Source organism: Nocardia sp. NPDC050408 (assembly GCF_044458905.1).
GTDB lineage: Bacteria > Actinomycetota > Actinomycetes > Mycobacteriales > Mycobacteriaceae > Nocardia.
In genome coordinates this window covers 1-17568 of the sequence record NZ_JBITIL010000036.1, presented here as the reverse complement: position 1 = coordinate 17568, position 17568 = coordinate 1, and the positions used below count along the sequence as shown (strand labels likewise).

Sequence of the window (17568 nt, the reverse complement as noted above, 5' to 3'; positions counted from 1 at the left end):
CGTCGATGTCGTTTGTGCGCGAACGCGAATTGTCAGAAGGTCACCGACGGCGAATTTCCGTTCTGCTGGAACTCGATATCGATGAGCGTCGCGGAATTGATCGTGTCCTTGAAAGCCTGGTAGAGATCGACTCCGAAGTTCGTGCCGTCGCGGCGCTCGGCGATCGCGAGATGCAGGTGCCGCGGGATACCGCCGAAGGAAACGATCGCGCCGAGCACCTGTCCACGCGTCACCGCAGTGCCGATGGCGATCCCCACCGTCGTCAAATGGGTGTAGAACCCACCGACGCCGCCGGGCGCGTTCGGATCCAGATCACCGTTCGCCGCGCGGATCCAGACCTGGTGGCCGTACGCCTTGCCACTCGACACCGGACTCTTGAAGTCGGTGACGACACCGTCGAATACCGCGCGAACCTCGGTCCCGACCGGCGCGTCGAGATCCATACCGAAGGCCTCGTACCAATGCGGTCCGCGATGCCCGCCCACCCCAGGGCCGCCACTGAATGTGCCGGCCGCACCTGCGACGAACGGGTTCGACATCGTGAGGCTAAACGGGCCCATGATCCACTCCTCGGCCGGTCGATGCGATCGCTATCCTCGAATCGATGCTGCGCGGCCCGACGTCGGCAGGCGAGAGTACCGAGCTACTCGAAAGCTCTGGTCCGGCTACGTAGCGCGACCACAGGTGGAACACATAGTCCACTACTCGTGCCTTGTGCGGAGCAGGCGCGTACCACTGATCTCTGGTAGGCGCCTGACCGAACCGACGGGCCAACCGTAGCGAGGTCGAGACGGCTATCAGCGGAGTTTGATCGACGCCCTTCGGGCAGTGTCAGTCGCTGGCCCAGAAGTCCATTTCGCGTAGTTTGGCGTCTTTGATGGCTTGGAATTTCTCGCCTGTCCACAACCACGGCTGCCAGGACTTGTTGTCTTTCAAACCGTCCCAGCTCGTGGAGGACACCTTGTTGACGCGGTTGAATCGCCACCGGTACTGGTTGTACACGGCCATGATGTTGGTCGCATAGGCAGAGGCCAACCCCGGGTCGTCGCGGATTATCAGGAAGTTCTCGTCGTTGGTGCCGCTGGCCTTGGTGCCCAGGTTGTGCGACCCGGTCATCACCACCGGGTTGGCACCGAAGGGGTCGATCAGCACCACCTTGCTGTGCACCATCGCCCTGGCCGTTGGCAGCTTCTTCAACTCTTCGATGAACCATTCGGTCGGTTTGTCGATGGCGGCTGGCAGTACTACTTCGAAGTCGGCGTTGACGACGTTCTCCTGGGCGAAGATTGGCACCTTGACGTTCTGCACGCTCGGATCCTGGTTGATGGCGCCCTTGATGTAGAGACGTTTCGCTGTTTCTGGCTTGCGTGCGACATCGATGATGTGGTTGAGCAGCGTGTCACGCGGGCCGGGATTGAACATCAAGAAGAGGATGGCTCGTTCGGCCTTGTCGATCGCTTCGCGGGCCTCGGCCAGGTCGACCTGGCCGATTGTCGGGGTGAACCACAACGTGACCTCGGCCGGCCCGATCCTGAGCTTGCGGGGCTCGCTGTTGAACTCTTTGAGTGTGTCAGGGGTGGCCGCCTCGGCGTCCTTGAGCCGGTCCCATTGCTTGCGGTACTCGCTGGCAAGGCGGGGGTCGTCGATGAGCACCGAATTGTTGGCCTGGGTGCACAGCCCGGTCTTGGTCCAGTTCTGGCTACCGGTCCATGTCCAGCGAGGCTTGTTGTTCTCGTCGCAGATGACGAGGAACTTGTTGTGGCCCAGGGCCCGCGGGGACACCATGCGATCGTGCAGATCGACGATGTCCTTCAGCCGCTCACGCGCCGGAGCGTTCTGGTCCTCCCCCTTCTTTTCGACGCTGCCGTTGGCGAGCACGATATGGGCGTTCTTACCGAGCTTCTCCAACGCAGACTCAAGTTGTTCGTCGTCGAGCTCATACAGTGCGGCGAAAACATCGCGCCCTTCATTGGCCGACGCGGCGAGAAGCTCGAACAGCCGAGCGCCCAGCGGGCCCGTCAAGTAGTTCCGGAACGGGTCGTCGGGGGTGTCGATGACCGTCTCCAGCTTCTTGGTCGCCAGGCTCTTCGTTCGAGGATCATCGTCGGTGAGGTGCAGCCGCCGTGAAACCCACTGTGCGGCAACGATCCCGCGGTTGAAGTACGCGTCGATATGCGGCGAGACCTGGTGATCGAGAGTGAATTCATCGGTCCACTCGCTGGCCAGGTCCTCAGCTGGCGAGAGGTGGTCCCTGTCAGGTCCGACCATCGGCACCACCTGGTACGCCACCCGGTCACCGGGATCGGCCATGTAGTCGGTCCACTGAAAACGCTGAATCGGCCACTGCGTGGAGTCACGCCGCTCGCCCTCTTCGTGCTTCTGACCGGCGAAGCCGACCCACGTCTTGACGACTTCGTCGGCACCGTTGCGCCGACGTCGCAACGCGAAACCGCGGCAGTCATCGATCGGCCCGGGCGGTTTCCAGGAAATGAAAACGTCATCCCCGTTATGGCACACACTGACCTTCATCGAGACCCTCCAATCTTCGGGCGGCCTGCGATGGGCACCCATGCGAACCGCGTCGCCGCCGTGTCCTCGATCAACGGTCGTCGCCGCTGCCGCTCGGTTGCACGAGTAACCCGATACGCGAATTTGCCGGCGGGACGCTCGAGCGACTTCCACCGCGACCGCTAGGCACCGCAAACGTGTTTTCGCCCAGGTCAGTTGCTCTCGCCATTGGCCACCTGCCCATCTGGGTTGGCGCTGTCACAACGGCCCCGCACGCCTGCGCGACTCAAGCGGGCGTTACTCGCGACAGACCGGCGCCGCAGCCTGATGCTGAGGTTGCGACATTGGTATCGCGCCACTCTCATGCAGACGATCCGCATAGAAAGGGAAGCCCGATGGGCACAATGACCATCACCATCAACACACCTGCGGTTGGATACCGGGAAGAGGGATCCGACAACGGATCGTTTCCAAGCGATGAACAAATGCGCGAGGAGAAAGCGGCTCGGGACAAGGTTCTCCAGTCCATGGTGCCGTTCCTGCAATCGCTGCCGAACCTGCCACCCCGGCGAGCCGGAAACGCGTTCGGGTTGGAACTGCTCGGCGCCCGTACGTGGTCGAACCTCCACAAATACCTGCTCCTACTCGACGTCGACACCGTTGGCGGAGGTTTGGCCGACGAGCTCGCGACAGTGCTCCCCAGCGGATCATCGGTATCGGTGGTAGGCGATTCCGAACCACTGGAGACATCGCAACCATCGCAGGCGTGAATGCACAGCCTGGCCAAACCAGATAGTGGCACGTCAAGGCGAATGATCTTCTCACTTGCCCGAAGCCCCCGTTGGCCACGACGCAATCGACGCTCACAGCGCCGCGGCGCCCGACTTTGCTGTGGACAGAAACTTTGTCAACAACGTGCCGCCGAGGGTGTGGGATGCTGGTCAAGAAGGAAAGGGGTTTATTGCCTCACACAATCCGGTTGACCAGCCATCTCGCGGCAGGCCACGGTTGGCGTGCAGCGCCAGCCGTCATTGAAACCACTTCGATAGCAGGTTCGCGCGATGACATTGTCGGTGGGCCGTGTGCGCCATCCTGCTATCACCTCAATCTGCTTGCTCGTCAACGGTTTCCGCGCGTCGACGCCGAGCTCGACAGTACGAACCAGTGCGGTCAACGCGTTGATGGTGCGGGTGCTTTCGCTGGTCATCTGCTCCCGGGCGATCATGAGAACTCGCATCGCAACTCGGGGTCCGTCCGCACGCGGTCGGCGAAGCCGACCGACCTCGACCGACAACACCGATCTGGCGATGCGCCCGGCGTCGAGTTCGTCAGTCTTGCCGATCCCACGCCGATCCGCGGCCGCCATCGCGGAAGGCTCCACCACGGCCAACCCGGCCGTGAGCAAACGCTCGGCCAGGACGGCGCCATAGGAGCCAGCGCCCTCGATAACCACAAGAGTGGCCCGTTCACCAGCCCGACGTGTGATCCATGCTCGGGCGCGATCCAGCCCGGCCGTGCTGGTAGGGAAGCTTGCCTGGTCAACCGCGGCGCCGGTGGCAGCGGTGACGACCGACAGCGCGTGGTTGGCGGCGTGCGTGTCGACGCCGATGACGAGTTCGTACTGCTCCGAGACGATGGGCATTGACGGCGGAAGTCCTTCCGATGGGCGACGTCGTTGGTCGGCGTCGGCCCGGGAGGAGAACTTCGAGGCAGGCCTGTAATGAGCCACGACCCCGCGCAACGAGGTCGGGCAGGCTTCTGATCAAGCCACCGAAGCAGACCGGACCGGCGTCGCCGCCACAACCAGTGGACAGATCCCGGCAAGTGCACTCGAACAGGCAAACGATTCACGAGTCACACCGGATGTCGCGACGAACACCGATCCTGTCAGCCAGCCCCGGGCCGGCCATCTCCAACACTTACAAGCGATTCAATGCGGTCGGTGGATCCGAGCTGAGCCGTTGGGCGAGTACTCGAGAAAAAACGAGTAGTGATTACTCGCGAGAGTTCGCGTTCTGAGGACCACAATGATCTCAGTTTCAAGATTTCCCGGGTGGGTTCGGTTTGGGCCATGGCCCGGGATGTGTAGCCGGGGTATTGCGCCACGTTGTTGCCGCTAATCGCTTAGTTAGGTCGGTCGAAGCTCGATGAGGAGTGAGAGCGCGATGGATTCCGAACCTATTGAGCAACACCATTTCCGAGGATGGACGGCCCAGGTGAATACAAGGCTGGGACTCGCATTGCGGACCGAGGGCCGAAAACGTATGGATTGCTAACAGAACTATCACTCTCGACAAACAAAGGTAGGAACAAAAATGACGCGAGTTGTCGGCACGGCGATGTACGGCATCGAACCGGACGGCGATCTGCAGTGGTATCGCCACGACGGGTCCAGAGCGGCGGCGCCTTCTGGACGGCCGGCGAAGGTGGGAAGAAGATCAGCGGCGGCTGGGACATCTACAGCACGGTGTTCAGCGGCGACACTTACCTGCATCTCGTCTGAACATCCTCGACATTCGAGCAGCATTTCCGTGACCGACGAAGTGTGTATTCGATCACCTGTTTCGAATAGCCAGGCTTTGAACTGGCCGGCGCAATCCAGATCCCGGATACACCAGGCGCGACACCTATGAGTCCTGCAAAAAAATACCGACCGATCGTTGTGGACGGCAAATCCAAGGAGGAGTTATGCCGATCTCGAATGTCTGGGGGACAGTTACAGCACGCCATTCAGGAAAGGTAATGGACATCGCCGGGGGCTCACGCGACTCCGGCGCACGGTTGCAGCAGTGGCAGATCCTCGCGGATCACCCGAATCAACGGTTCCGGTTCGAACGCCTCAACGACGGGTTCTACCTGATTCGGGCACAGCACACGAACAAGGTTCTCGACATCGCCGGAGGCTCCCACGACAGTGGCGCCGCAGTCATTCAGTGGGATTGGACCGGCGGCGACAACCAGCGATTCGCGGTCGAGGATGTCGGCGACGGCTTCTACCGAATCCGCGCGAAACACTCCGGGAAAGTCCTAGACGTGGCCGGAGGCTCACGCGATATCGGGGCGCGCGTGATCCAGTGGGACTCAACCGGCGGCGGCAACCAGCTTTGGCGGCACGGAGTTCCGATCGACTGACACGCCACTGCGCCAAAGTGCTGGTGCCAGTCGAATCGGTACCTCGCCGCGGAGAAACGGCTCTGGCATGGCCGAACCGATTACCTAGGAGGGATAACGAATTATGGGACTCAATAGTATGCTGCTCACCTCGCCGGTCCCCGACCCACAGCTGGAGAACTGCCTGGTGTCTGGTCCAGCACATATCGGAGAGGGAATCAATGCTCTCGGCGAGCACGTGCGGCGGATTCAGAGCGCGCTCAACGAGCTAGACGACGCCGGCTTAGAAGTTGACGGCATTTATGGGGGGGACACCGGCGACGCGGTCGAGAACTACAAGAATGCGCGCCACATCCTGTCTCCTGGCCAGACCACGGCGGACCGCATTGTCGGCAAGCTTACGATCAAGTTTCTCGACGACGAGGTCTTCGAATTCGAGAACACGATGCCACCTGAAAAGGGACTAGTCTCGCCGACCGAGGCGGGCCTTCCGCATGATCACACACTGTGTCCGACCCCGCCGCGGGTGCTCAACCCAGGGCCCGACGGGCGCGCCCAGCATCTAGGCGCACCGATCAACCCTATCGGCAACGCAATGAGGATCAACATCTACGGCGAAGGTGAGACCGACTATGTCGGCTTCACCGACTTCGCCACCGAATCTCAGCACGCTCACGGCCGGCCGATGACTTCAACATTGGTCCACGGATGCGCCAGCGATATCTGTGTGCGCAGTTCACCGCTCAGCGCGGTGACCCTCAACGAGATCCGGCGGCTGGCTCAGTCCGCGCTGGTCGGCGGGTGCCGGTTCACCTACGCGTCGAACCAAGCCCAGTTCATGACCCCGCGCGCCGACATCCTCAGCCTGGGCAAAGCTATCCAGCAGCACCGTATCGCCGATCCCAGCGATCCGAATAACACCGCGTTCGACATGGAGGTGTGGGTTGTCGACATGTTCTGAATGAGAGGACATCGGTGAACGAAACCAGGATATGCCGACCCTCCGGCAGCGTCGGCGAAGCCGACTACAAACCGGTCAGCGGGCAGTGTGAGTGCCGGTGAACCAACTGCTTCCATCGCGAATTGCGGCAGATACGAACTCGCAACGGTGCGATATCGGTCGTCCTGACTAGGGTGCTGGACATGGCTCGGTAGCGCAGCAGCCAGGCGATTCGGTGAGATCATGAACGCTCGGCTGCAGACATTACCTGTGTGACAACATGTTCTCATGTAGTCGAAAACGCGGCGGTCGAAATCCGTTGCCCTCTACAGTCTCTCCCCGTTCGCAGAAAACGCGAATTTACCCCATGGCGTGCGACGAGTGAGTGTGGCGGTTCCGGGGGGCTCTGCTGGACTGCATCTGGTGCGGGTCTGCCGCGGCTGCACCCCGATGAGCAAGTGTTTCAGGCAATGCTCGACGGCTGCCGCGACCAGCGGGTGGCCCGCAAACTCGCTTTCGGCACTATCGATCCCCGTGAGCGCCCGGTACGCCGATTCTGACTTCCCCGACACCGGGCCGTGGGCGTGGGCGTGGCCGACACCGACGCGTTCTTGGCCGAAGCGCGGGCGGTAGGAACCTCAGCCATGCCACTCTGCTCAGCTACCAGACCAGTTTGCGGCAGTTCTGCGACTACCTCACCGATCCGGCCTACGGATGGCCGGATGAGTGCCTGCACTATTTCGGCACCCACCCCATCCAGATCTGCACCGAGTGGAACACCGGCCGCCATGTCCAGGAAGCCTGGGGACGTCCGGGCAAACGAGCGCTGACGCACGAGGAGCTCCAGGCGCTGTTCGACTATGTTGACGATCGCGCCGAAGCTGTGCAGCCCTCGGGTCGCAAGGGCTCGATCACTGCCTTCCGTGATTTGGTGCTGCTCAAAGCTGCCTACGCCTGGGGGTCTGCGACGCACCGAAGCGGCCAAGCTCGATCTCTGTGATTTGGCCAGCAACCCGAAAGCGCCCGAGTTCGGCCGCTACGGGATCATGAGGGTTCGCCACGGCAAAGCGATGCGCCGTTCGCCAACCAAGCGCCGATCGGTGCTGACCGTCCCGCTGTTCGACTGGGCCGTCGATTCGCTGCAGCAGTGGATCGAGGAGGTGCGACCCGCCATTTCCACACCGGGCAATACCTCCTTCTGGCCATCCGAGCGCAGCGACCATCTCACTGCCGGGTCGGTCAGCTCGGTATTCACCCGCTGCCGCAAGGAACTCGGCCTGGACGAGGGAGTCGACTTCCATTCGCTGCTGGTTGCCGATCCTCGGTCACCCGTGAGGGCGACCTGAACCGTCTCCCGGGTTTGATGCTCACCTTCTTTAATGGGAAGGTAGAGATCTGCCGAGCAAGTACGACGCGGCGACGAGGGCGAAGGCGGTTCGTCTGGTTCGTGAGCACCGAGACGATTACGCCTCGGAGTGGGCGGTGATCACCACGATCGCGGGCCGGATGGGGATGACCGCTGAGACGTTGCGCAAGTGGGTTCGTCAGGCCGCGGTCGATGAGGGTGAATCCGAGGGTGTCTCGACAGTGGAAGAGTTCTATCATGCGTATCTGGCCGAGCTGGCCGGGCCTGCATGACCGCCAGATCGACCCTCGCCTCGGCCAGCGCGGTGCCGAACGAATGTCGCAACGCGTGCGGATTGCCCGCCGCGACACGAGGATCTTGGTTTCGAGGATGTGACCACGCCGGTGTTGCTGCGGTTTTTGGCCGCGTGCAGGGCGGGTCGGTTGCCGGCGCGTCCGGGCCGAACGTGGTCGACCTGCGCGGGCAGCGTCTGGATGGGTATGCGCCGACGACGATCAACTGCCGTTGGTGGTGGTGTCGGGGCTGTTCGCGTTCCGGGCGATGCGGGATCCGAGCCTGCTGAATCCGGTGCCGAAAGGTCGTGATGCGCAGCGGTTTGCACCGGGTGAAAAGGCCGGTCTGCTGGCGCATCTGGTCCGCGGCCCGCGCCGTGGTCGGCGCTGCGGCTGCGGGAGCCCAGACGGTTGCCGCAGCCGCTGAGCCTCGCGGAGGCGACGCGGCTGCTGGGGAGCTTGCGGACCTGGCGCGATCGCGCCATGGCCGGGTTGATGCTGTATTGCGGGCTGCGGTCGTGTGAGGTGCTCGGCCTCGACATCACCGATGTCGATATGGGCCGGGGCTGGCTGCGGGTCTGGGACAAGGGCGCCAAGGAGCGGGCGACGCCACTGGATGGTGATGTCGCCCAGATATCGCGGGCGGTCGTGTCTACATGGGCGTGCAGTTTGTTCACAGGCACTTACAGTCGACAGCGCGAGCATGGTTGCGGGGCGTATCGGTCGTCGGTGAGCGATGAGCAGTGGGCCGCGATCTCATATCTCCGGAGAGTCGAGACGGGTTCTTAGACAGATCCGCAACGGATCTACGTGTGTGTCAGCGGCTTTCCACCGTGTCCGTGGGCGCTCATTTGAACTCGGCTACGAGGCCCGCGCTCTCCCATCCTGCAGTCCCTTGAGGGTCCCCCTGCGCTCCAACGACGGTCCTCGTCCCTTGAAGAATTCCCTGGGATCCAGGCGGAAAGCCCCCCTGAGTAAATTTTGCGCTGTATTCTCCGATTGCGCCATTACTCCACTCGATCCGAAGAAAGAATTTATCGCCGGATACATGTCCGCTACTCTTAATGCTCTGATTTGGCCCAAAAATAAACACTGAAGCCTGGGCGCTGAGTTTATCTCCGTCCTGAGAAACAACGAGCTTTATGTGGGATCCATTCGATTCAACAATTTCCCATTGTCCACCGACCTGAAGAGTGAGCGCCCTGGGGGTCGGCATTGGCGACGGTATTGCCCCTGCAGGGTAAGGTTTGCCCTGCTGCTGAGCGAATGAGGCGGGGGTCAGGGCTTGTGAGGGGTGATTGATGGATTCACTTGCGCACATGGAAATCAGGTCGAGATCTTGCTCGAACCCATTGATGGCCGAATTAAGCGAGGAAGTCGTCGGAGCAGGATTCCCCGTCCAGTCGTAGTAGTCCTCGTGGTCCACGACATACTTGAGCAAGTTGATTTTGTCGAATATGCGACTCCGTTCCTCCGCGCATATCACGAGCACATCTTGAGCTTTCTGGAGATCTGCTGCGTTCGGAGGCATCGGGGCTTCTGCAATCGAAATAGGAGCAAGCGTGACGGTATATGGCACCGCGTTCTCGTCAGGGTTGTTTTTAAATGCTTGAAGCCATTTATTTGCGTTGTCCAACAGCTGACTAGGCTTCGTTAGGTCGGTGATTGCCAAATCCATCGGGCCACCCTCGTGATACATGCTGACCAGCGCATCAGCGTGGTATGTACTGCGCACCTCGTCGAATGCCGTGGCGGCACTGGCGCTAAACAACCCGTAGCTCCCTTGAAGTTTGGCCGCGATCGCCGTGCGGTCTTGTTCGCTGCGCACATCAAGGCGAAAGACGCCGATGAACAGTCCCCCTCGATCCATTCCGCGGACGAACATATTCCCGTAGCGCTCTGCGAAAACGGTCGGATTGTCGACCATCTCCGCTGCTTTTGGCGTCAATTTGGGAGCCTTGATCGACAGGTGTTGCAGGCTCACGCGCGAAGTGACGGCCATGAACAGCGACTCTCTCTGAACGCTAGAGCTCGTTGCGTAGGAGAACCGGGCCGACATGCCCGCTCCAAACAACCCGGAGCCGAAGCTGGCTTTAGCGTCGATACCCAATGCTTGCTCAAGTTCTGCTGTGGTGGTGATACGCCGAACCTCGAAGATGACGCTAGCGCCTCCGGCATGCTCCACACCCACCTCGGTACCATCGACCACGAACCCCATGGGACTGCCAGTGGCCATGTCAGCCCCGACTCCGAAGTTATAATCATCGCGATATGCCACTTCAATGGTTGTAAATGCCATGTTCTGTCTCTCCTAATTTAGTGTCTTATACGACGGAAATCCGTCTGGAACGGTCACGACGGCGTCGTTCGGGGCGACAACGACATCGTTAACCGCTGCATGGGCCCCGGCCAGTCTCCGATAGAAGGGCGGCGGCGTACCAAATTTCCGTGTCCTGCCCGGTCCATGCACTCTCAATCCGGAAAAGCCGACAAAGGGATCATCAACTTGGCGGTCAATTCCACTCGTGGCACCGGCATACCCGCGGATATAGATGACGGGAAGATGGTTCATTTGCTCTCACCTGCCTGGATGGCGCGAAAGACGTTGAGCGATCTGCTCAGGGGGCGCCTGGATCAACGCTGTGTGTCCTGAGCATTTCGACTCCCGTAAGATCCAGCACAATGGGTATACATGTGACCGTATGCGGCCCCGCCGACGAACACATGAGTACCGAACTACTCAATTCGCCACGTAGTTGCGGACCTTGTTTGAATTCGGGGGTGGTGCGGGTGAGCGCGCAGCGCCGCGAACCGGGCCGGTTACGAGGTGAACCGATCGAGCTGCCGGTCACCGAGTTCGCGGTGTCGGGGCCGGTGTGCTGGCCCGAAGAGGTCCACAACCAGGTCCGCGTCATCGTCGAGGCCCGCACCTATCTACCCGCCGCCTCAGCCTGAAAAACAAACTCTGTCACAGCCGCCCCGCACCCGCATGGGTGCGGGGCGGGCTCGTCGATCTCACGAAGGAGCTATTCGCCATGTCCGTACACCAGCCGCCACGACCAGTGGCGCCGGAGTTCCTCCAGCGGCGCACCACCCTGTCCCCGAACCCGAACTCCTGGCGGGCATGGTTGATCTGTGGCGAAGTCGCCGACGAACCCGGAGCAGGCCAGTGACTCGGGTACCGGAGTTCGAGCAGTACACCCACGCGATGCGGAACCGTACCGCGGAGCTGTTGTGTTTCGAGGCGATCGGCTACGTGCGTGGCTGGTGCGACGCGCGTGGGGTCGGTGCTTGGGAGGCGATCGATTTCGGGCATGCCTTCGCCGTCGTCGTCGCCGCGGGTGGTTCGCGCCCGAATATCGCCGACGCGTGGACCAACTGGTGCCACGGCCGCGACATCGGCGCCGGCCCCGAGTTCGGGTGCACCCGGCCCGCAGCCCTGCGCCCCTGAGCCCGGCCTCGCTACCGCGGTCGTCATCACCGACTTCGCCGACACCGCGATCGCGCGGCGGCCGCCGGTCGCGGGCATCGGTCACCCAGATCGGGCAGCCATTCTCCGGCCCCGTCCGGGCAGCCAAATGAACACACCACGTCATCGGAAGGAAACCCGGATTCGTCATGCCCGCCCCAGCATTCGCCGTCAGCGCCTACACCAACTCCACCGACTACGGATCCGCCTACACCCTGTTCGCCACCGACGACGCCCCGATCCGTGGGCAGGTGTCCGCCGACGTGAGCGAACACCATCCGATGGTCGATGGCATCACCGAGGCCCGGCCGAGTGGTGCTGCGGTTCTTCGGTCTCGTCGTCGAGGATGAGCGCCTCGGCAATCCCCGCGTCACCGCCCGGTTCGAACCGGGCACGACCGGGCGCGGCGCTACCGCGCTGGTGTGTCTAGGCGAACCCGGCTATCTGAGTGTGCATCTGGGGTATCCGCTGGCCACCGCCGACGCGGACATCCGTGAACTGGTGAGCGACACCGTCACCGAGATCACCGGTGAATTCCTCACCGATGACCGCGCCGCCCGCTATCGGCACTGGGCGGCCGAGCAGCGCCGCCAGAACGCCGCCCGCGCCCTCGGGGCCATTCAAAGCCTCGAGCAACTCGCCTTTCATCGCCACGCCGTGGCCCGCGCCGAGGTCGATGCGTGGTGGGAGCTGGTGGCCGCACTGCGCCAACAGCAGTAACCCGCACGGCGGCCCACGCCTGCACTCACCTGCTCTGGAATCCGTATCCATCTGCGCGAGAGGAGTTTTGACTCATGTCGACCGCTACGTGTGTGCGTCACGCCGAGTTGGAGGATCTGGTCGGGTTGCTGAATGTTCAGCAGGCCGCGAAACTCGATGTCGTCGCCCCGGCGTCGGCGTTGCGTGCCAGTGATGGTCTGCTGCAGTTGTCCGGGGTCGAACCGGTCCTGGATGAGCGGGGTTTCACCCTCGTCGACGGCCTCTATCGGCCTACCGCCGCCGCCGACTCCCACCTCGGGACCAAGCTGAAAATCCCCGTCAGATATCTCAAATGGTTGCGCGAGGAATCGCGGACCGATCTGTACGACGCCAATATCAATGGCCTGCTGCATGGCTGCGACGACCCGCGCCTGCCCAGCACGGGTGATGACCGGTCGTTTCTGCTGCGCCTGTTCACCTCCGGAGTCCCCGACGAGCCCGGGATCCTGCGGGCCGTGCTGTCGGATCGCTACGGCATCATCGACAACCTCGACGTCCTCACCGCCGTGCTGGAAGGCATCCGCGAGGCTGATGCCGATGTGTCGGTGCGCTCGTGTGATCTGACCGAGTCCTCCATGCACTGCAAGGTGTACTCACCGAAAGTGCGGGCGCTGGCACCGGGTTTCCTCGCGAATTATCGGACCCCGTTCGCCAACCCCGACCTCGAGGCCGAACGCCGCCGCGCCGCAGGACAGTTGGAGCGGTGGCGCCCGGTCGCGGCCCGCGAAGGCCACGGCTATCGTCCGGGCAGCGAGCCGATCGTGTTCGCCGGGTTCCGGTTCTCCAACTCCGAAATCGGCCACCACGCAGTCACATTAAAACCGGAGCTGATGGTCGAAATCTGCGGCAACGGGCTCACGTTGCCGATGTTCGCCTACACCAAACGCCATATCGGGGACCGTCTCGAGGTCGGCGGAAGCTGGTCGCAGGACACCTACCGCAAACGCCTGGCGGTGATCACCGCTGAAACCCGCGACAAGGTCGCCGAGTGGCTGTCTCCGGAGTTCTTGGCCGCCCGTATCACCGAGTTGGAGCGGCACGCCGCGACTCCGGTCGCGCACCCCGAACGCACCATCGAAGTCGTGTCCAAGAAGTTGGGGTTCACCGAGGACGAACGCAGCGGGATCCTCAGCCATTTCATCGCCGGCGGTCAGCTCACCGCCGCCGGGATCGCCAACGCCGTCACCAGCTACTCCCAAACCATCCCCGACCCTGTCCGCGCCGACACCCTCGACGACCTTGCCCTGCAAGCGATGTCGCTGGTTTGAGCGCCACCGGCGGCCCGTGGCACAGCCCCGCCGACCGGATCAAGTCGTTGTTCTCCCTCATCCATCCCCCTGGGGCCCTTGGCGGCCCAGACCCTCGAGGAGGTTGTTTCCGCATGCCCGACACCATGACCCTCACCCGCGCGGAGTTCGACAGTGCCGAACATTTCGGTACCGCAGGAACCGTCACCACTCTCGGTGAACCCACCGTCACCCGCTGGCGTGAGCAGCACCCGGACTGGAAAGCCAAGCACTGGGGCTACAGCGACCCCGACGACCACGGCGCGCGGTTCCTGCACCCGATCAACGTCGCAGCCCGCACCAAGAACTAACCCCCGCAACCGAATCCACCGCGCCGCCCCTCGGGCGGCGCGTCACCAGTTCACACCTGTCATATCCGCTCTCAGGTAGGCACCGGCCAGTCCAAAGCTGGCCGGTGCCTACCCGTTTCACGATAGGAGCCATATTCGATGTCACACGACACCGACACACCCACCCCCGACACCATCGATACCGACACAACCATCACCATCGACGACGCAACATCCAATGCGAGCGAGGTCGGCTCCGAGTCCGACAGCGCGGTGCTTGTGCCGGTGACGGGTCGGGGACCGACGATGGATCCCGCCGAGCTCGATATCGACGAGAACGTGCGTAAGACCTTCCGGCTCGAAGACCACCCCGATGTCACCGAATCCATCCGTGAGCACGGTGTGAAGAACCCTATCAAGGTGATCTGGATGCCCGACGGACGCCATGTCGTGCGCGACGGGCAGGTCCGCACCCTCACCGCGCTGGCGTTCGAACAGTCCGAGGTGCCGGTGTGGATCACCGACTTCGATACCTCGGTCGATGCCAACGAAGCAGAGATCGACCGGGTCCTCGAACAGATCTATGTCAACGACCGCCGCATCCCGCTCACCGACGGCGACCGTGCCGCCGGCATCGCGCTGGCCCTGGACCTCGGTGCCACCGTCACCCGGGTCGGCAAAGCCCTGCAGACCAAACGCGAGAACGTCAAACGTGCGGGCAAGATCGGAACCTCGACCACCGCACGCGGATTGGTCGACGAGGGCCAATACGACCTCGAACAGGCCGCGCTCATCGCCGAATACGACAACCTCGGCGACACCGACGCCGTCGAACGACTCACCCGCGCCAACCGCAACTGGTTCTCCTACGAAGCCAACCGGATCGCCGCCGACCGCACCGAAGCACGCGCCTACCTGGCCGCGGCGTTGCCCTACGCCGAGGCCGGGGTCGGGATCCTCACCGACTACCCCGACGACAAGCAATTCACCGACGATGGGCCGCTCGTGCTGGCAGCGGATCTGGTCGACGCCGACGGCACCGCGGTCGATATCAGCCACATCAACGCCAACCCGGGTTCCTGGCTGGTGTGGCTGGAGATCAGCGAGGACATGGTCTGGGTCGAAGTCGACACCGGCGCCCTCGTCGACCCCGACACCGTGGACTGGGACACTCGCGAGCACCCCGATACCGAACCCACCGAGGGGCTGCGCCACGCCCGCGAGGTGCAACAGCGCGAACAGATCCTCACCGAATACTTCTTGCCCCGCGACCGACTGGAGGCGGCCGGGCTGCGTGAGCGCGAGCAGGAAACCGGCACCGAGACCCGCGACGCCTTCCAGGACGACGAACAGAACGAGCAGGGCGAGGGAGACGAGCTCGCCGCCGCACGTCGCGCCGCCGCCGAGGCCGCCGCGCAGGCAGCCGCAGCAGCCCGGGAGCAGGAGCGGTTGGCGCGGCGGCGGGTCCGCGAGCTCAACAAACAGGGGTTCGCGGCCAAGACCACCCGCACCGAGTTCGTGACGCGGCTGTTGACACGCAAGACCCCACCGGCGCAGGCTCCGGTGTTCCTTGCCCAGGCGCTGGTCTCCGACAGCGGGCTGCTCAGCGAGTACCACGCTTTCAGCACGGCCCTGGAACTGTTGGGCATCAAGGGATTCCGCGGTCGCGACGACGTGCTCGCCGACCTCGACACCGCGAAACCGGCCCGCGCCCAGGTGATCGTGCTCGCGCTCGTCCTCGGTGCCTACGAAAGCCGCTGCGAAAAGACGCTGTGGCGCTACGCCGACCGCGGCGTGCGCCGCTACCTGAAATTCCTCGGCCAGCTCGGCCACTCGCTCGTGCCCGTCGAACTCGCCGCCCTCGGCGAGGTCAACTCCGACGACATCGACATCGACACCGCCGCAACCGAACCCGACGAGCCGCAGCAGGCCGACGCCGCCTGACCAACCTCCTCGGCCACTTCCCGGCATGCCGGTGCGCGCCTCGTTCATTACCGCGCGCGTACCGGCATGCCTAGGGTTGGGCTTCCTTCGAACATATAGGAGGTCCATCCCGTGACCGCTGTCCTAGACCTGCGGGCGGTGGCGTTTGCTGCCGCCGCCCGCGGCTGGCCGGTGTTCCCGCTGCGCCCGGGTGGGAAGAAACCAGCGATCAAACGCTGGCCCGAACTTGCCAGCACCGACAAAGATCTCATCCACCGCTGGTGGGGTTACAACCCGCGCTACAACGTCGCGATCGCGACCGGCCCGCCCAGCGGGCTGCACGTCATCGATCTCGATCCACGCCACATGGAGCCCACCCGCTCACGACCTCACCGAGGCCCTGGCCCGGCTCACTGACCATCTGCCCCAGCCCGCGCCACCGACGCTGACCATCGCCACCCCAGCCGTTATCAACGGGTTGGTTCGGGTTCTCTTCAACGTCATCAACGACAGGAGCCAATGCGTGTTTGCCTCGTTGATTCATTGCTATCAGAGGGTGTGCAACAACGAGCCCGAATGCATCGCGCCGCGCGGATCGGAAGATCGATGATCAGGAATTCCGCTCTGCTCCGCGCGGCTTTGGCTGCGGCAGGCCGTGGTTGGAGCGTTATCCCGTTGGTCCCACTCGGGAAGACTCCCGCGGTGCGCGGTTGGGAACATTGGGCCACCACCGATCCCGATCGCATCCACCGGTACTGGGCCGACGGTGCGCGCAACAACCTCGGCATCGTGACCGGAAAGTCCAGCCTGGTTGTCATCGACCTCGATGACGGCCATGGCGGTCACCCGCCGAAGAGGTTCACGGGCGCGCGCCACGGTCGAGATGTGTTGGCACTGTTGGCTGCTCGCGCTGGCGAAGAAGTCCCGACCGACACCTACACTGTGGCCACACCGACGGGGTTTCACCTATATTTCCGGGCACCGGCCGGGCTTGCGCTACGCAACACGACGGCCAAGCTCGGTTGGCGGATCGACACCCGCGCGCACGGCGGCTATGTGGTTGCGGCCGGTTCGATCGTCAGGAACGGCAACTACCGGGTCGTTCGCGCGGAGCCTGCCGCGGAGCTGCCCGGGTGGCTTGCCGAGGCGTTGACCCCACCCGCGCCTCCCGATCCCGGGCCGACACTGTGGTTGCCAAGCCCCAAGGCCGCTGCCTATATCAGCGCGATCGTCGACAGCGAAGCACGAGCCGTGACGGCCGCCGAAGTCGGCACGCGCCACATCATCCTGCTGAAGGCGGCCCGCACCCTCGGCCGATTAGTGGGCGGCGGGGAGTTGACCGAGCACGACGCCAGGAACGCACTGATCGCGGCTTCGGCACCGCATGTCGGCATCGCTGGCTACACCACCGGTGAGGTGGTGCGCACGATCGATGACGCCATCGCCTATGGCAAGCGGCTACCACGGAGAATTAGGTCGAACATTTGACCTTCATCAGTGTCTCGCCAGCGACCGAACGAACGCACGATAGGCGGCATTATCGCTCACTCAACCTTACTGAAGTCAGCCCAGCGGGGCGATCGGGTCGATGTAGTAGCCGCTGGTGCCCGCCACCGCGCTGGTGCCGTCGTGCATTAACTCCCC

Annotated in this window: 21 protein-coding genes and 1 pseudogene; 18 read left to right on the top strand and 4 right to left on the bottom strand. The window is 63.2% G+C overall.

Features of this window, described 5'->3' with window-relative positions; all coding sequences use genetic code 11:
- Positions 1 to 32: 32 nt before the first annotated feature.
- Entirely contained in the window at positions 33 to 560 is a 528-nt protein-coding gene (locus tag ACIBJI_RS41225) for a M23 family metallopeptidase (RefSeq protein WP_397088561.1), read from the bottom strand.
- A 271-nt stretch (positions 561 to 831) separates the two neighbouring features.
- Complete coding sequence (locus ACIBJI_RS41220) at positions 832 to 2268, bottom strand: phospholipase D-like domain-containing protein (RefSeq protein ID WP_397088583.1); 1437 nt, start codon at positions 2266 to 2268, stop codon at positions 832 to 834.
- Positions 2269 to 2903: 635 nt separating this feature from the next.
- Here ACIBJI_RS41220 and ACIBJI_RS41215 point away from each other — a divergent pair.
- Positions 2904 to 3278 (top strand): hypothetical protein, encoded by a 375-nt coding sequence (locus ACIBJI_RS41215; RefSeq protein WP_397088559.1) that lies wholly within the window; start codon positions 2904 to 2906, stop codon positions 3276 to 3278.
- A gap of 188 nt (positions 3279 to 3466) precedes the next feature.
- On the opposite strand, the gene ACIBJI_RS41210 is transcribed toward ACIBJI_RS41215, so the two are convergent.
- Positions 3467 to 4150 (bottom strand): transposase, encoded by a 684-nt coding sequence (locus ACIBJI_RS41210; protein ID WP_397088557.1) that lies wholly within the window; start codon positions 4148 to 4150, stop codon positions 3467 to 3469.
- Between the two features lie 729 nt (positions 4151 to 4879).
- Here ACIBJI_RS41210 and ACIBJI_RS41205 point away from each other — a divergent pair.
- From ACIBJI_RS41205 to ACIBJI_RS41175, 7 genes and pseudogenes are all read left to right on the top strand, one after another.
- On the top strand, positions 4880 to 5011 hold the full coding sequence (locus ACIBJI_RS41205) for a hypothetical protein (RefSeq protein ID WP_397088555.1): 132 nt from the start codon (positions 4880 to 4882) through the stop codon (positions 5009 to 5011).
- Positions 5012 to 5196: 185 nt separating this feature from the next.
- The gene (locus ACIBJI_RS41200) at positions 5197 to 5640 is read left to right on the top strand and encodes an RICIN domain-containing protein (RefSeq protein WP_397088553.1); all 444 of its coding nucleotides are present in this window, start codon (positions 5197 to 5199) and stop codon (positions 5638 to 5640) included.
- 118 nt (positions 5641 to 5758) lie between these two features.
- Positions 5759 to 6580: a peptidoglycan-binding protein gene (locus ACIBJI_RS41195; RefSeq protein ID WP_397088551.1), complete on the top strand. Its 822-nt coding sequence runs from the start codon at positions 5759 to 5761 to the stop codon at positions 6578 to 6580.
- A 652-nt stretch (positions 6581 to 7232) separates the two neighbouring features.
- Positions 7233 to 7559 carry a hypothetical protein gene (locus ACIBJI_RS41190; protein WP_397088549.1) on the top strand — a complete coding sequence of 109 codons (327 nt, stop codon included), beginning with the start codon at positions 7233 to 7235 and terminating at the stop codon, positions 7557 to 7559.
- 70 nt (positions 7560 to 7629) lie between these two features.
- Positions 7630 to 7905, top strand: coding sequence for a hypothetical protein (locus ACIBJI_RS41185; RefSeq protein ID WP_397088547.1), 276 nt, complete (start codon positions 7630 to 7632; stop codon positions 7903 to 7905).
- Between the two features lie 49 nt (positions 7906 to 7954).
- Positions 7955 to 8152: pseudogene (locus ACIBJI_RS41180) on the top strand (IS3 family transposase); the annotation flags it as partial.
- A gap of 456 nt (positions 8153 to 8608) precedes the next feature.
- Complete coding sequence (locus ACIBJI_RS41175) at positions 8609 to 8986, top strand: tyrosine-type recombinase/integrase (RefSeq protein WP_397088545.1); 378 nt, start codon at positions 8609 to 8611, stop codon at positions 8984 to 8986.
- Between the two features lie 58 nt (positions 8987 to 9044).
- On the opposite strand, the gene ACIBJI_RS41170 is transcribed toward ACIBJI_RS41175, so the two are convergent.
- Positions 9045 to 10496: a hypothetical protein gene (locus tag ACIBJI_RS41170; RefSeq protein WP_397088543.1), complete on the bottom strand. Its 1452-nt coding sequence runs from the start codon at positions 10494 to 10496 to the stop codon at positions 9045 to 9047.
- A 383-nt stretch (positions 10497 to 10879) separates the two neighbouring features.
- On the opposite strand from ACIBJI_RS41170, the gene ACIBJI_RS41165 reads away from it, so the two are divergent.
- From ACIBJI_RS41165 to ACIBJI_RS41120, 10 genes are all read left to right on the top strand, one after another.
- Entirely contained in the window at positions 10880 to 11152 is a 273-nt protein-coding gene (locus tag ACIBJI_RS41165; RefSeq protein WP_397088541.1) for a hypothetical protein, read from the top strand.
- Between the two features lie 80 nt (positions 11153 to 11232).
- Entirely contained in the window at positions 11233 to 11370 is a 138-nt protein-coding gene (locus ACIBJI_RS41160; protein WP_397088539.1) for a hypothetical protein, read from the top strand.
- Positions 11367 to 11648 (top strand): hypothetical protein, encoded by a 282-nt coding sequence (locus ACIBJI_RS41155; RefSeq protein ID WP_397088537.1) that lies wholly within the window; start codon positions 11367 to 11369, stop codon positions 11646 to 11648. Before ACIBJI_RS41160 ends, ACIBJI_RS41155 begins: the two co-directional genes overlap by 4 nt.
- 167 nt (positions 11649 to 11815) lie before the next feature.
- Positions 11816 to 12016, top strand: coding sequence for a hypothetical protein (locus ACIBJI_RS41150; protein WP_397088533.1), 201 nt, complete (start codon positions 11816 to 11818; stop codon positions 12014 to 12016).
- Positions 11955 to 12386 (top strand): hypothetical protein, encoded by a 432-nt coding sequence (locus ACIBJI_RS41145; protein WP_397088531.1) that lies wholly within the window; start codon positions 11955 to 11957, stop codon positions 12384 to 12386. The genes ACIBJI_RS41150 and ACIBJI_RS41145 overlap by 62 nt, the downstream gene beginning before the upstream one ends.
- 74 nt (positions 12387 to 12460) lie before the next feature.
- Positions 12461 to 13693 carry a hypothetical protein gene (locus ACIBJI_RS41140; RefSeq protein WP_397088529.1) on the top strand — a complete coding sequence of 411 codons (1233 nt, stop codon included), beginning with the start codon at positions 12461 to 12463 and terminating at the stop codon, positions 13691 to 13693.
- 113 nt (positions 13694 to 13806) lie between these two features.
- Complete coding sequence (locus ACIBJI_RS41135) at positions 13807 to 14022, top strand: hypothetical protein (protein WP_397088527.1); 216 nt, start codon at positions 13807 to 13809, stop codon at positions 14020 to 14022.
- A gap of 138 nt (positions 14023 to 14160) precedes the next feature.
- Positions 14161 to 15945: a ParB/RepB/Spo0J family partition protein gene (locus tag ACIBJI_RS41130; protein WP_397088525.1), complete on the top strand. Its 1785-nt coding sequence runs from the start codon at positions 14161 to 14163 to the stop codon at positions 15943 to 15945.
- Between the two features lie 111 nt (positions 15946 to 16056).
- A complete protein-coding gene (locus ACIBJI_RS41125) occupies positions 16057 to 16341 on the top strand; it encodes a bifunctional DNA primase/polymerase (RefSeq protein WP_397088523.1) in 285 nt (94 codons plus the stop codon).
- Between the two features lie 189 nt (positions 16342 to 16530).
- Positions 16531 to 17412: a bifunctional DNA primase/polymerase gene (locus tag ACIBJI_RS41120; RefSeq protein WP_397088521.1), complete on the top strand. Its 882-nt coding sequence runs from the start codon at positions 16531 to 16533 to the stop codon at positions 17410 to 17412.
- Positions 17413 to 17568 lie beyond the last annotated feature (156 nt).